Origin of the sequence: Pseudomonas alliivorans (genome assembly GCF_017826695.1) — a bacterium.
GTDB lineage: Bacteria > Pseudomonadota > Gammaproteobacteria > Pseudomonadales > Pseudomonadaceae > Aquipseudomonas > Aquipseudomonas alliivorans.
Genome location: NZ_JAFFZW010000001.1, coordinates 806,574 through 819,739, shown reverse-complemented (window position 1 = coordinate 819,739; position 13,166 = coordinate 806,574). Strand labels below are relative to the sequence as shown.

Below are 13,166 nucleotides of genomic sequence, written 5' to 3'. Positions count from 1 at the left end.
GCCTTTCGGCGCTTACATCGAAATCGGCTTGCGCCCCGCAAACGAGTGCGCCAGCGTGCCGCCATCGACCAGATCCAGCTCGCCCCCCAGCGGCACGCCGTGGGCAATGCGCGAGGCGATCAGACCTTTCTGGTTGAGCAGTTGGGCGATGTAATGGGCGGTGGCCTCGCCTTCCACAGTGGGGTTGGTGGCCAGAATGACTTCGGTGAACGTGCCCTGCCCGGCGATGCGCTCCATCAGTTGTGGAATGCCGATGGCCTCAGGGCCAAGACCATCGAGTGGCGACAGGTGGCCCTTGAGCACGAAATAGCGGCCGCGAAAACCAGTCTGCTCCACGGCGTAGACATCCGTCGGTCCTTCGACCACGCACAGCAACGTGTCGTCGCGGCGCACATCGGCGCATTGCGGGCAGAGTTCTTCTTCGGTCAGCGTGCGGCACAGACGGCAGTGGCCGACACCTTCCATCGCCTGACTCAAGGCCAGCGCCAGCCGCGAACCGCCGCTGCGATCACGCTCCAGCAACTGCAACGCCATACGCTGCGCGGTTTTCTGACCGACGCCCGGCAGTACACGGAAGGCATCGATCAACTGGCGAATCAGGGGGCTGAAGCTCATGAAGAAAAGTCCGACAAAAACACAAGACGCGGTTTATACCCGCGCGTTGCCGCCAGCGTCAATTCGGGGTTGAAGGGGTGCGACCAATAGCAGGTGTTCACGGTGCCTGACTGTGGGAGGCGGCTTGCCGGCGATCTGCCGGGAACCGGCAGCCAAATCTGCCTGTACGGTGCATCACGTGTAAACGGGGACCGCCCTCACTCCTTCAACGCCATCTCCAGAAACTCCATCAGCGCCTGCACCCGCGCACTGCGTTGTTTACGGACCGGTACCAGTAAATTGATGGGTGCGCGGGTCAGTTGCCAGTCGGCGAGCACGCGCACCAGTGCGCCGCTGGCGATGGCGTCGCTGACATCCCACTGAGAGCGCAGCACGATGCCCAGACCCTGCTCGGCCCAGCGGCGGGCGACAGAGCCGTCGTTGGTCAACAGCGCCGGCTCGATACGCAACGTCTTCTTCGCGGCGCCTTTGCTCATGTGCCAGAGGGTCACGTCTTCATCGTTTTCCCGGATACAGATGCAGCGATGACCTGCCAGTTCATCAGGCGAGGCGGGAATACCGTGCTGCTCCAGATAAGCAGGGCTGGCGCACAGCCAGCGGTTGTTGTGGGCCAGCGTGCGGGCGATCCAGAGGCTGTCGTTGAGGCTGCCGATATGAATCACAGCATCGCTGTCATGCCGGTCCGGCCAGGGTGTTTCACGCAGATCGAGGTGCAGGCGCAGTTGTGGATGCAGTCTGGCAAAGCGCGCCAGCAGCGGCGCGATGCGCTGGCGACCATAGCCGAAGGGCGCGGCCAGCCTGAGCGTGCCGACCAGACGTTCGTCGCGCTGTTTGAAGGACTCAGGAAGTGCTTCCAGTTGTTCCAGCAAATGCGCGCTTTCCCGGGCAAAGCGCTCGCCATCGGCAGTCAGGCTCAAGCGCCGGGCATCACGGTTGGCCAGCGTAATACCCAGTTGCGCCTCCAGCCTGCGTAGCCGCATCGACAATGCAGGTGGAGAGACATTCAGCACCCTGGCCGCCGCGCTGAGTGACTCGCAGCGCGACAGGGTCACGGCCAGACGCAAATCTTCGATGGCGATCATTCACTTCAGCTTAAGGATTGATGAAGCCTGATTGAACCACAGCTTCATCCTCGAACAGTAGAGTGACTGCGTCCCCCGCCACGCGAGCGAAACGCATGTCAGCCGAATTGATGCCTAACGTACCGCCATTCCTCGACACGCCTGTCGCACTGATCGACGTGTCGCGCATGCAGCACAATATCCAGCGCATGCAGCAACGCATGAATCACCTTGGCGTGCGCCTGCGTCCGCACGTCAAGACCAGCAAATCGCTGCCCGTCATTGAGGCGCAACTCGCTGCCGGCGCCTGCGGCGTGACGGTCTCGACACTCAAGGAGGCCGAACACTGTTTTGCCAACGGCATCGACGACGTGTTTTACGCCGTGGCGATGGCTCCCGGCAAACTGCATCAGGCGCTGGCCCTGCGCCGCAAGGGTTGCCGCCTGAGCATCCTGACTGACAGCATCGTTGCCGCGCACAGCATCGTTGCGTTCGGCCAGGAGCATGACGAGCGTTTCGAGGTGTGGATCGAGATTGACTGCGACGGCCATCGCTCCGGTCTGGCGGCTGATGACGAAACATTGGTGACCGTGGCGCAATTGCTGATCAAGGGTGGTATGCAATTGCGTGGCGTGATGACCCACGCCGGGTCCAGCTACGATCTGGATACGCCCGAAGCACTGCAGGCGATGGCCGAACAGGAACGCGCTCTGTGCGTCAGTGCTGCCCGGCGAATTCGTGATGCCGGACTGCCCTGCCCCGACGTCAGCATCGGCTCGACGCCCACGGCCCTGTCGGCGCAAAGCCTGGAAGGCGTGACCGAGGTCAGGGCCGGCGTTTACGTGTTCTTCGATCTGGTGATGCACAACATCGGTGTCTGCGCGGCCGATGAGCTTGCGCTGAGTGTGCTGACCACGGTTATCGGTCACCAACAGGACAAGGGCTGGATCATCGTCGATGCAGGCTGGATGGCCATGAGCCGTGATCGCGGCACACAGCGTCAGCGCAAGGATTTCGGCTACGGTCAGGTCTGCACTGAACGCGGTGACTGGATCGAAGGTGCGCGCGTCACTGGCGCCAATCAGGAGCACGGCATTATTACCCTGGCGGCCGAGGACAGTGGCGGCATCACCAAGCGTTTCCCGATTGGCAGCCGTCTGCGCGTCCTGCCCAACCACGCATGCGCCACGGGCGCGCAATTTCCTGATTATCACGCGCTGGATGCCGAAGGCAGCGTGCACACCTGGAGTCGCTTGCATGGCTGGTGATCTCGAGCTGATCCACACGCCTGATGCCGCAACGCCGGGCGGGCATTATTCCCAGGCCGTGCGGCATCAGGGTTTGCTGCATGTTTCAGGACAGTTGCCCGTGCGTGCTGATGGCAGCCATAGCCTTGACGAGCCGTTCGAGATCCAGGCGGCCATCGCGCTGGATAACCTGCTGGCGATTCTCGCCGCAGGCGGGTGCTGCACCGACGACCTGATCAAGGTCACGGTCTACGTCGCAGGCGTCAAACACTGGCCCGCTTTCGACCAAATCTACGCCCGGTATCTGGGCGAGCATCGCCCGGCCCGCGCCGTGGTTCCCGTCCCGGAGTTGCACCATGGTTACCTGATCGAGATCGAAGCGCTGGCACGCAGCGCGTCGTGACGATTCACCCACCACGATCAGGTAAACGCCACGTCCCAGGCAGCTCAAGCCGGTCACCCAGGCGATCGGCTGACAGCGGGCCTTGCACTGCTGAAACAGCTCCGTGCGCTTAGCGGCCCGCATACAGCAGATTATTCTTCGCAGCCTTGAAGATCGGCGCTTTTTATCCAGATCGCTTTGTTAGCTTATTGATATGAAACGGATTGGCCTTCGCAGCCATCCGCCGCAGCCGATCCTCTATTGCTCCAGGGAGCCCGCTGGATGACCACACATTCCCCGAACAGCCATCGCGTCGATCCGCATACAGCGCAGCAGTTTTACATTGATGGTCGCTGGTGCTCTCCCGCCGTTGCGGCGACGCTGCCGGTGATCAATCCGGCCACCGAAGAGGTGGTCGCGCACGTCGCCAGTGGCACAGCGGCAGACGTGGATCGCGCCGTTGCAGCGGCACGAGCGGCCTTTGCCGGCTGGTCCGGCACTCCGGCAGCAGTGCGGGCTCAGGTGATTGGCCGCATTCATGAGCTGATCATCGAGCGCAAGGAAGACCTGGCGCAGGCGCTGTCGCTGGAAATGGGTGCCTCCATCAGCTCGGCGCGGGCGATGCAGGTGCCGCTGGCGGCCGAGCACGTTCGGGTTGCGCGGGATCTGTTGGGCACTTATGCGTTTCAGAGCGTTGAAGGCAGCACTGCGATCCAGCGCGAACCCATCGGGGTCTGCGGTCTTATCACGCCGTGGAACTGGCCGCTGTATCAGATCACCGCCAAGGTTGCTCCGGCCATCGCCGCAGGTTGTACCGTGGTGCTCAAGCCCAGCGAACTGTCGCCCTTGAGCGCGTTGCTGTTCGCACAACTGGTACACGACGCAGGCCTGCCTGCCGGGGTCTTCAACCTGGTGAATGGCAGCGGCCCGGAAGTCGGCGGCGCGATGGCCGCGCACGCTGACATCGACATGATTTCCATCACCGGCTCCAATCGCGCAGGCGCCCTTGTCGCCCAGGCCGCCGCGCCGACCGTGAAACGTGTGACGCAGGAACTGGGGGGCAAGTCCCCCAACGTGTTATTACCCGACGCCGATTTCGCCAAAGCCGTGCCGCTGGGCGTCATGGCGGCGTTCCGCAACGTGGGCCAGTCGTGCAGTGCGCCAACGCGCATGATCGTGCCGAAGAATCGTCTGGCGGAAGTCGAAGCGCTGGCTATCGAAACCGCCAACGCGATCATTGTCGGTGACCCGCAGTCGGAAAGCACAGTGCTGGGCCCGATTGCCAACGAAGCGCAGTTTCATCGCGTGCAGGCGATGATCGAGGCGGGACTTGGCGAAGGCGCAACGCTGATCTGTGGCGGGCCGGGTCGTGTCGAGGGCTTCGAGAAAGGCTTCTATGCGCGCCCCACCGTGTTTTCCGAAGTGAATACGTCAATGCGCATCGCTCAGGAAGAAATCTTCGGCCCGGTGCTGTGCCTGATCGCCTACGAGACCGTGGATGAAGCCGTGACCATCGCCAACGATACGGTCTATGGTCTGGGGGCCCACGTGCAAAGCCAGGACCTGCAGCAGGCTCGTGCCGTCGCTTCGCGAATTCGCGCCGGTCAGGTGCTCCTCAACTACCCGGCCTGGAACCCGATGGCGCCGTTCGGCGGCTACAAGCGCTCCGGCAACGGGCGCGAGTATGGGGTGCAGGGGTTTGAAGAGTATCTGGAGACCAAGGCGATTGTCGGGTTCGGGGCGGACTAAGCCCGGCAGCGAACGTTCGAGAGCGGACGCAGCGCCTCCTGAGCGGCGTTGCCATGCTGGAGCGAAACGAACGGAAGTCGCTTTCACGCTGATCGTGCCCATGCCCTGCGTGGGCATGCAGCCCGGAACGCTCCGCATCCCATCTGCCCGGTCACACAGACGTTTCAGAGCCCGGCAAAAACCTGCGCCCAAAAAAATGCCAGGCACATGGCCTGGCATTGATACCCGCGACAGCGACCGTCAGAACGGCAGCTTCATGCCTGGCGGCAGTTGCATGCCGGCGGTCATGGAAGCGGTCTTTTCCTGGCTGGCCTGTTCGATCTTGCGCACGGCGTCGTTGACGGCCGCGGCGATCAGGTCTTCCAGCACCTCCTTGTCTTCCTGCATCAGGCTGTCATCGAGATTGATGCGCTTGACGTCATGACGACCGGTCATCACGACGCTCACCAGGCCTGCGCCCGATTGACCGGTGACTTCCGCGTTGGCCAGTTCTTCCTGCATCTTGGCCATTTTTTCCTGCATTTGCTGGGCCTGCTTCATCAGGCCAGCCATGCCACCTTTCATCATGGGATATCTCCTCGAATATGGATGGTTCGTTTGCGCAGCGCGCGAGGCGCCGTGCCGTCAGTTATTGAGCCTGCGCTGCCGGAGCGTCCACAGGCTTGATCGTGTCTTCTCGAATCATTGCGCCAAACTGTTGCAGCATCTGCTGGATGAACGGATCGGCATGAATCGAGGCCTCGGCCTGGCGCTGGCGCTCGGCACGCAAACGCGATGCGGCCTGGGCAGGCGTTTCCTGCTCGGGCTTGATCAGCTCGATAGACAGATTGATCGTACGCCCCATGAACTGGTTCAACGCATCGTTCAACCGACGTTGCTGGGTCGCGTTGAACAGTGCGCTGTGCGCCGGGTCCAGGTGCAGCAACCAGTCGTCGCCCTCCTTGCCCATCAGCGTACAGTTGGCAGCGATGCTGCCGGTCATGCCAGAGATGGGCAGGCCGGGAAACATCTCCAGCCATTCCAGCGCAAGGCCCGTGGCAGGCATCGCAGCGGGCGTCGGCTCGGGTTCGACCGGTTCGGCATCACCGACGCTCTCATGCGCCAGCTCATCCAGATAGGCGTAGGACGCAGGGTCGATGTCCACGTCCGGTTCAACATAATCATCGTCCGGTGGCGGCTCATCGTCGCGGTCCATGGGGGCTGACAGATACGCCGCGTCCGGAATCGCTTCGAGCATGGCGGGCGTGACAACCTGCCCGGCAACCGGCTGGGGTTCTTCGGCCAGCTGGTCCTGCGCCTGTTGCTCCTCGACCTGCGGCGCGTCCGGAACGGGACTTGCGGGCGCAGGCGTCGGCATGGGCGTCAGATCAGGCTGTTCGCCAAGGGTTTCCAGAACAGGCTCGGCAACCGGCACTTCGGCGGGTTGCGCGACGGGCTCAGGCGTCGCCTCGGCGACGGGCGTTTTCGGCTCGTTCCACGGCAGGTCGACTTCTTCGGCAGGCGCTGGCGGTGCAGGTTGAGCCTGCTCGGGCTCAGGCTTCACCGGCGCAACGTTAACCGGCGCCGGTTCGGGCGCAGGCACCGTCGCCTCAAAGGCGGGATCAGGCGCGGCCATGACAGGCGGTCGGGAAGCCACCGATGCAACAGGTGTTGCATCGGCCACTACATTCCGGGAATCAACCGTGGCCTGGCTGATCCCCACTGGCTTTAGCGGCTGCCTCGGTGCGTTCTCGCTATCGGCTGGCCGGAACGCCAGCATGCGCAACAGCACCATTTCGAAACCGCCACGCGGGTCGGGAGCCAGTGGCAGGTCACGTCGGCCTATAAGGCCCATCTGATAATAGAACTGCACATCTTCGGCCGGCAGCGCCTGGGCCAGAGCAAGGACGCGATCACGGTCGCCATGTCCATTATCGACACCTTCGGGCAGTGCCTGAGCAATCGCCACACGATGCAATACGTTGAGAATTTCCGAGAGCACACCGTTCCAGTCAGGCCCCTGCTCGGCCAGGTGCCGCACAGCCTCAAGCACACCACGCGCATCGCCTTCCAGCAACGCGGTGAGAACGTCGAACACCTGACCGTGGTCCAGCGTACCCAGCATGGCACGCACGTCGGCAGCCATGACCTTGCCTTCACCAAAGGCAATCGCCTGATCGGTCAGGCTCATGGCGTCGCGCATCGAACCGTCGGCGGCGCGGCCCAGCAACCACAGCGCGTCGTCTTCGAACGGCACATTCTCGACCCCCAGAACGTGGGTCAGATGCTCGACCACACGCTCCGGCGTCATGTTCTTCAGGGAAAACTGCAGGCAGCGCGACAGAATGGTCGCCGGCAGTTTTTGCGGATCGGTCGTCGCCAGGATGAATTTGACGTAGGGCGGCGGCTCTTCAAGCGTCTTGAGCAAGGCGTTGAACGAGTGGCTGGACAGCATGTGCACTTCGTCGATCAGGTACACCTTGAAGCGTCCGCGACTCGGCGCGTACTGCACGTTGTCCAGCAGTTCACGCGTGTCTTCGACCTTGGTGCGGCTCGCGGCGTCGATCTCGATCAGGTCAACGAAGCGGCCTTCATCGATTTCCCTACACACCGAACAGACGCCGCAGGGCGTCGAGGTAATGCCGGTTTCGCAGTTCAGGCACTTGGCAATGATGCGCGCGATGGTGGTCTTGCCGACACCGCGTGTACCGGTGAAAAGATAGGCGTGGTGCAGGCGCTGACTGTCGAGCGCGTTGATCAGGGCCTTCAACACATGTGTCTGGCCGACCATTTCGCGGAACGAGCGCGGACGCCATTTACGTGCAAGAACCTGATAACTCATTGAAAACCGTCGCAACTGGTAAGCGGAAGACCGCCAATGCTAGCCGAGCAGGGACAAAATTGCATCCGGTGTCCTGCTTATTGTGGCCTGACGGCTGAATTTGCCTGTTCGTGAACACGATTTCATCAAAGGAGGCTGTTCGCACTGTAGCAATAGCGTCATATTCCATCGCTACGCTCGCCTGAAATCTTTGGTAACACATAATCCAGACAGGTATTCGCGATGACCGACAGACCCGACGACGAGTCCACTCTCCAGCCTAGCCGTCGTCGCTTTCTGGGCGGCATGGCAGCGCTGGGCGCGGGCGTTACGCTCAGCAGTTACGTCACCGCCGGTGAAAAGCCACCGGCTGCAGCCGAGAAGCCGCTGACCGGCGCAGCACTGGACAAGGCGCTGCGCGATAACATCAAAACGGTCGTGGTGATCTATGCGGAAAACCGCAGTTTCAACAACCTGTTCGGCAACTTTCCAGGCGTTGAAAAACCGCTGTCTTCCCTTGAAGCCGCTGATTATGAACAGCGCGACCGCGATGGCAGCCTGCTGAGCAAGCTGCCGCCCGCCTGGGGTGGTGTTCTGCAGGTCGGTCCGCAGAGCGTCGATGGCGTTACCTACCCGGCCGGTGTGCAGTTTCAGGAAAACCTGCCCAACGCGCCCTTCGCGCTCAAGGGCCCGAACCAGGAAGACCTGCCGCTGAGTCTGGTCACACGCGACCTGTGGCATGTGTTCTATCAGAATCAGATGCAGATCAACGAAGGCAAAAACGACCGCTTCGTGGCCTGGGCCGATTCGGGTGGACTGACCATGGGCAACTACGCCCAGACTCAATACTCGCTGCGGCTGTGGGACGTGGCGAAAGAGTTCGTGCTCTGCGACAACTTCTTTCAGGGCGCTTTCGGTGGCTCGTTCCTCAACCACCAGTACCTTATTTCAGCCACGGCGCCGATCTATCCCGACGTCGCCAACTCGCCTGCCAAATCGCAGATCGCGACGCTGCAAAGCGACAACCCGGAAGACCCGCGCCTCAAACCGCTGGACAAGTCTCCTGCCAGTGCGATGGAAGGTCCCCCGCAGTTCGGTCCCAGCGCAATCACGCCGGACGGCTACGCGGTCAATACCCTCGCGCCGCCCTACTGGCCGACCTGGCTGCGCGATCCGCAGAACCCCGACTATTCCAAACCGGACCTGGCCAACGTGCTGGTGCCGCAGAATCATGAACACATCGGCGACAAGCTGTCCAGGAAAGACATTGACTGGGCATGGTACGCAGGCGCCTGGCAGGTCACGCTGGATGAATTCAAGGACTCCACCGGCATCCCGAAGATCCCCAACTTCCAATACCATCACCAGCCGTTCAATTACTTTGTAAAACAGGGTCCGCAAAACCCTGCCGAGCGTAAGCGGCGATTGCGTGATGGCGGCCTGGGCGACGAGTCGAGTACCAATCGTTTTCTGGCCGACGCCGAAGCAGGCAAGCTGCCCGCAGTCACCTTCTATAAACCTCAGGGCAACCTGAACATGCACGCAGGTTATGCCGACGTGGCCTCGGGTGACCGGCATATAGACCGCTTGGTCAAGGTGCTGCGCAACAGTCCGCAATGGGACAACATGGTGATCGTGATCACCATGGATGAGAACGGCGGCTGGTGGGACCACGTTGCGCCACCCAAGGGTGACCGCTTCGGCCCCGGCACACGCATTCCGGCGCTGGTCATCTCACCGTTTGCCCGCAAAGGCACGGTCGACCACACGATATACGACACCGCCTCGATTCTGCGCCTGATCACCCGCATTCACGGCCTGGAAAAGCTCGACGGCCTCAAACGCCGGGATGACGCAATGATCGCCCGCGGCCAACAGCCCATGGGCGATCTGACCAACGCCCTGCAGTTCAGCAACCACCACAAAGCGTGAATCGGCTGTCAGGCCTGAGCGTTGTCCATCTCCAGAGCGGTCCGCTTCGACGCTCTGGACTCGGGCAATGACGCCACATACACCGTGCGTGACGGGAAGGCAAAGCGCACATCCATGTCGGCAAACGCCTCCATGATTCCCAGATTGATCGTCTGCTGCACATCCATATAAACGTTGTAACTGGGGTCGAGCACGATGTAGACCGTCTCGAACTCCAGCGACGTCTCACCAAAGCTGCGGAAGTGCGAACGGTCGAAACGCGCGTTCTTCTGGCGGCGGATGATTTCTTCAACCTTCCTGGGCACTTCACGCACCTGATCCACGGAACAGTCGTAGGTCAGCCTGAAGTCGAAGACGATGCGCCGCTCCTGCAACCGCTTGTAGTTCTGAATGGTGCTGCCGATCATGTCGGCATTGGCCATGACAATCTGCTCGCCGCCCAGACTGCGGATGCGCGTGGTCTTAAGGCCAACGTGCTCGACGGTACCTGAAAGCGAACCCACGACAATGAAGTCGCCGATCTCGAACGGTTTATCCACCGCGATGGCCAGCGAGGCGAAGACATCCCCGAGAATGTTCTGCACCGCCAGCGCCACGGCAATACCGCCTACGCCGAGGCTGGCCACGAACGCCGTGATGTTGACCCCGACGTTGGACAGCATCGCCATCAGCACCGTGGCCCACAACAAGACCTTGGCACCCCAGAGACTCAAGGTCGCCAGCGCGCTGCCCTGAAAGGTGCTGGTGCTGCTGTGCCGTGCAAAATAACGATACAGCGCCAGCGCAATTGCCCGATTCGCCCATAGCCCGACCTGCAGCGCCGCAACCACGAACCACAGGCTGCTGACCCGTCCGAGCCAGCGCTCCGGCAGATCGAGCATGCCGACGCCGATCAGCAGCGATGCCAGCAATATCAGCGTATTGCTGGTGCCGGACAACACTTCAACGGCGATGTAACTCAGATGCGCATTGGGCGCAGAGGATCGCGTGCGGATCTTGCGCAACACAAACCCGATCGCACCCCGAACCAGCACGAAGCTCAGCGTCGACGCGACGATGGCCAGAATCCAGTTCGCCAGCGATATGCCCAGAAATTGCGAGTCTGTAAAAAAGACGATGATGTCATGTTCCATTCGGTCCCCCGGCTGCATTGCTGCGAGACGCCCGACCGAAAAGCCTTTGACACCCGCAGCGACCTGATATGCCCCTTGCCGTAACACGGTTTCAAGCGACGCGTAGAGGATTAGGCGGTGTTGATGATAAGGGGTTCAGTGTAATTTTCTGTACATTCATCCAACCGTTACATTGGCGGACAATTTGCAGACAAATAGGCAGATTTGAACTAAGGATCTGCTGAAACCTGCCGATACGCCTCGTTCATGGCGTCCTGCAAGGGGCACCGTAGAGCGCTCGCGGCACATAAGCGGGCACTTATCGCACTCATGCACTGAAAGAGTGAACATCACCATCAACTACCCGAATTGTCGAACAAAAAGACAATTCCTCAACTAAGCGAACGACCGTATTCACGGCGTTATATATATTCATGAGCTGAACCACTCAGCCATTCACACAGATCAGAATGGACTCAACCATGCTTTCGGTATCGACAGCACTTTCCAGCTTTTTGCACATGCATCAGGTGGACAACGCAACCTTTCACTTCAACCAGCCACCCTCAGCAGAACTGCTCGACTCCGTCAGCCGCTGGTTCGACCAGCCCAAGAGCAAATCCCGCAAACGCATCAGCGGACCGTTGCTGGTGGGCGACACCCGGCTGTTTGCCAAGTCCCAACTGCTCGAAAGCCTGAAATCACGCCTGCGTGTGACACTGGGGCGACAGACCGCCGACGGCCGCTATGACTGGGCCGTGGAAGAACTGCACAACACCCTGGCCGCCAGCCAGCGCGGAATACCCTCACCCTCCATTATCGGCTTCGGTTACATACGCCGCGGCTTGGGGCTGGTGCAGGAAACACTGCTGCTCACCGAGCTGCTGGACGGGTATTGCGACGGCCAGGACTGGCTCGAGCAAAACCCGGAACGCGTTCACTGGTTTGTGGAACATGCACTTGAGTTACTGCGGCGCAGCAATGCCAAGGGCATCTACCACATGGACTACTCCGCGCTGAACATCATGCTGGACGAGAACAGCGCCGAACCGATGAAAGTCATCGACATGGAAAACTGCTTCGTCGGCCCGACACCCTACGCTGCCGAAACGCTCGCCTTTCAAACGGGCTTTCTTTACAGGCGTGGCTTGTACAAGTTCATTACCGAAGCGGACTACGACAGGCTGGTTTATCGAATGACCCAGCGTGACAGCGTCGTAATGAGCCGCTTCGACGCGCTTTACGACGTGTGCAAACACGAGAACATAGGCCGCAAGGACCGCCGCCGGATATTTCTTGAGGGTGAGCTGTAGTCAGACAGATGCACTGAGCGTTGGCGTCGATTATCCAGGGAGCGGATATCGATGGCTGAGGCGAACGCATGAGCGGACGGAAGATTCAGATCGGGCGATTCAATAAGGTCAGGTGTGTTGCTGCGTCGAGGACCGACAGAGGCTCGTTAAGGTGGTGCCCCCACCAGCCACACCCCGGCACACAATGTTCCCGCTGTGGCTGCTTCCTTCCGGATCTGACCAGGTTCACGGGTAATCGTTGCGGGGGGACCGATGGGGTCACCATAACGACGCTCACCAGTTGGCGAGCCGCGCCATTGTACCGGTCTGGAGCGAGTTTACAACCACTGGTTTCGATAAAAATTTCGATCAGGCTCAAGCACTTGTGTGACGGGGCCGGGACGAGCTTCGAGCGCTGGAAGAGAGACAGAATGATCCTGTACTCTGCCACTCCGATCATAATCAGCCGCCAGGTTGCCCATGCAGACTCGATTGGTCAGCTACGAAGCACTCACGCCGACACAATGCCAACAGCTCGAACGCCTCCAGATCGCGCCGGAACAGATCCCGTTCTCTGGCGATATCCACGCTGCGCTCAATACCCTGCTGGTCAATCCCAGCGCCGACATCGCAGGCTTCGTGTTTTTGGTCGATGAAGTGCCCAAGGGCTTTTTCATGCTCAAGCGTGGGGATTGCCTGCCGCACTGGGCACTGGAAGAGGCCACTGCGACCTTGCATGCGCTGCAGATTGACCGGCGAGAACAGGGCAAAGGCCTGGGCAAGGTGTGCCTGAAGGCGTTGCCTGCGGCACTGGGCTTGAAATGGCCGGATATCCAGCAACTGATGCTGTCGGTGGATGCCGACAATGCGGCGGCTATTCGGTTGTATGTCGGACAGGGCTGGATCGATACCGGCGAAGCCTATCGCGGACGGATAGGCTTCGAGCGCCGACTGGTATTGAAGCTTTAACGCCAGC

Annotated in this window: 11 protein-coding genes and 1 other RNA gene; 6 read left to right on the top strand and 6 right to left on the bottom strand. The window is 60.9% G+C overall.

What is annotated here, in order from left to right:
* Window positions 1-12: 12 nt before the first annotated feature.
* Both recR and JTJ32_RS03575 read right to left on the bottom strand, forming a co-directional pair.
* Entirely contained in the window at window positions 13-615 is a 603-nt protein-coding gene (gene recR, locus JTJ32_RS03580; protein WP_210040899.1) for a recombination mediator RecR, read from the bottom strand.
* Window positions 616-812: 197 nt separating this feature from the next.
* The gene (locus JTJ32_RS03575; RefSeq protein ID WP_210040897.1) at window positions 813-1,697 is read right to left on the bottom strand and encodes a LysR family transcriptional regulator; all 885 of its coding nucleotides are present in this window, start codon (window positions 1,695-1,697) and stop codon (window positions 813-815) included.
* 110 nt (window positions 1,698-1,807) lie between these two features.
* On the opposite strand from JTJ32_RS03575, the gene JTJ32_RS03570 reads away from it, so the two are divergent.
* The 3 genes from JTJ32_RS03570 (at window position 1,808) to JTJ32_RS03560 (ending at window position 5,054) form a co-directional block, all read left to right on the top strand.
* On the top strand, window positions 1,808-2,944 hold the full coding sequence (locus JTJ32_RS03570; protein WP_210041122.1) for a DSD1 family PLP-dependent enzyme: 1,137 nt from the start codon (window positions 1,808-1,810) through the stop codon (window positions 2,942-2,944).
* Window positions 2,934-3,326: a RidA family protein gene (locus JTJ32_RS03565; RefSeq protein ID WP_210040895.1), complete on the top strand. Its 393-nt coding sequence runs from the start codon at window positions 2,934-2,936 to the stop codon at window positions 3,324-3,326. Before JTJ32_RS03570 ends, JTJ32_RS03565 begins: the two co-directional genes overlap by 11 nt.
* A gap of 261 nt (window positions 3,327-3,587) precedes the next feature.
* The gene (locus JTJ32_RS03560; RefSeq protein ID WP_184319695.1) at window positions 3,588-5,054 is read left to right on the top strand and encodes an aldehyde dehydrogenase family protein; all 1,467 of its coding nucleotides are present in this window, start codon (window positions 3,588-3,590) and stop codon (window positions 5,052-5,054) included.
* A 240-nt stretch (window positions 5,055-5,294) separates the two neighbouring features.
* On the opposite strand, the gene JTJ32_RS03555 is transcribed toward JTJ32_RS03560, so the two are convergent.
* Both JTJ32_RS03555 and dnaX read right to left on the bottom strand, forming a co-directional pair.
* On the bottom strand, window positions 5,295-5,621 hold the full coding sequence (locus tag JTJ32_RS03555) for a YbaB/EbfC family nucleoid-associated protein (protein WP_004886053.1): 327 nt from the start codon (window positions 5,619-5,621) through the stop codon (window positions 5,295-5,297).
* 61 nt (window positions 5,622-5,682) lie between these two features.
* Window positions 5,683-7,875, bottom strand: a complete 2,193-nt coding sequence (gene dnaX, locus JTJ32_RS03550; protein WP_210040893.1) for a DNA polymerase III subunit gamma/tau — start codon at window positions 7,873-7,875, stop codon at window positions 5,683-5,685.
* A gap of 222 nt (window positions 7,876-8,097) precedes the next feature.
* Between dnaX and acpA the strand changes: the two genes are divergently transcribed.
* Window positions 8,098-9,786: an acid phosphatase gene (gene acpA, locus JTJ32_RS03545; RefSeq protein WP_210040891.1), complete on the top strand. Its 1,689-nt coding sequence runs from the start codon at window positions 8,098-8,100 to the stop codon at window positions 9,784-9,786.
* Between the two features lie 8 nt (window positions 9,787-9,794).
* Here acpA and JTJ32_RS03540 read toward each other — a convergent pair whose 3' ends face one another.
* Window positions 9,795-10,919, bottom strand: coding sequence for a mechanosensitive ion channel family protein (locus tag JTJ32_RS03540; protein WP_210040889.1), 1,125 nt, complete (start codon window positions 10,917-10,919; stop codon window positions 9,795-9,797).
* A 461-nt stretch (window positions 10,920-11,380) separates the two neighbouring features.
* Between JTJ32_RS03540 and JTJ32_RS03535 the strand changes: the two genes are divergently transcribed.
* Window positions 11,381-12,211: a lipopolysaccharide kinase InaA family protein gene (locus JTJ32_RS03535; protein WP_210040887.1), complete on the top strand. Its 831-nt coding sequence runs from the start codon at window positions 11,381-11,383 to the stop codon at window positions 12,209-12,211.
* 158 nt (window positions 12,212-12,369) lie between these two features.
* On the opposite strand, the gene ffs is transcribed toward JTJ32_RS03535, so the two are convergent.
* An RNA gene (gene ffs / locus JTJ32_RS03530) (signal recognition particle sRNA small type) lies at window positions 12,370-12,466 on the bottom strand.
* Between the two features lie 204 nt (window positions 12,467-12,670).
* Here ffs and JTJ32_RS03525 point away from each other — a divergent pair.
* Window positions 12,671-13,159, top strand: a complete 489-nt coding sequence (locus JTJ32_RS03525; RefSeq protein ID WP_210040885.1) for a GNAT family N-acetyltransferase — start codon at window positions 12,671-12,673, stop codon at window positions 13,157-13,159.
* Window positions 13,160-13,166: the final 7 nt, after the last annotated feature.

Bases quoted from the DNA above. Each gene is read 5' to 3' on its own strand.
- recR (WP_210040899.1), bottom strand. From the start codon at position 615: ATGAGCTTCAGCCCCCTGATTCGCCAGTTGATCGATGCCTTCCGTGTA.
- JTJ32_RS03575 (WP_210040897.1), bottom strand. From the start codon at position 1,697: ATGATCGCCATCGAAGATTTGCGTCTGGCCGTGACCCTGTCGCGCTGC.
- JTJ32_RS03570 (WP_210041122.1), top strand. From the start codon at position 1,808: ATGCCTAACGTACCGCCATTCCTCGACACGCCTGTCGCACTGATCGAC.
- JTJ32_RS03565 (WP_210040895.1), top strand. From the start codon at position 2,934: ATGGCTGGTGATCTCGAGCTGATCCACACGCCTGATGCCGCAACGCCG.
- JTJ32_RS03560 (WP_184319695.1), top strand. From the start codon at position 3,588: ATGACCACACATTCCCCGAACAGCCATCGCGTCGATCCGCATACAGCG.
- JTJ32_RS03555 (WP_004886053.1), bottom strand. From the start codon at position 5,621: ATGATGAAAGGTGGCATGGCTGGCCTGATGAAGCAGGCCCAGCAAATG.
- dnaX (WP_210040893.1), bottom strand. From the start codon at position 7,875: ATGAGTTATCAGGTTCTTGCACGTAAATGGCGTCCGCGCTCGTTCCGC.
- acpA (WP_210040891.1), top strand. From the start codon at position 8,098: ATGACCGACAGACCCGACGACGAGTCCACTCTCCAGCCTAGCCGTCGT.
- JTJ32_RS03540 (WP_210040889.1), bottom strand. From the start codon at position 10,919: ATGGAACATGACATCATCGTCTTTTTTACAGACTCGCAATTTCTGGGC.
- JTJ32_RS03535 (WP_210040887.1), top strand. From the start codon at position 11,381: ATGCTTTCGGTATCGACAGCACTTTCCAGCTTTTTGCACATGCATCAG.
- JTJ32_RS03525 (WP_210040885.1), top strand. From the start codon at position 12,671: ATGCAGACTCGATTGGTCAGCTACGAAGCACTCACGCCGACACAATGC.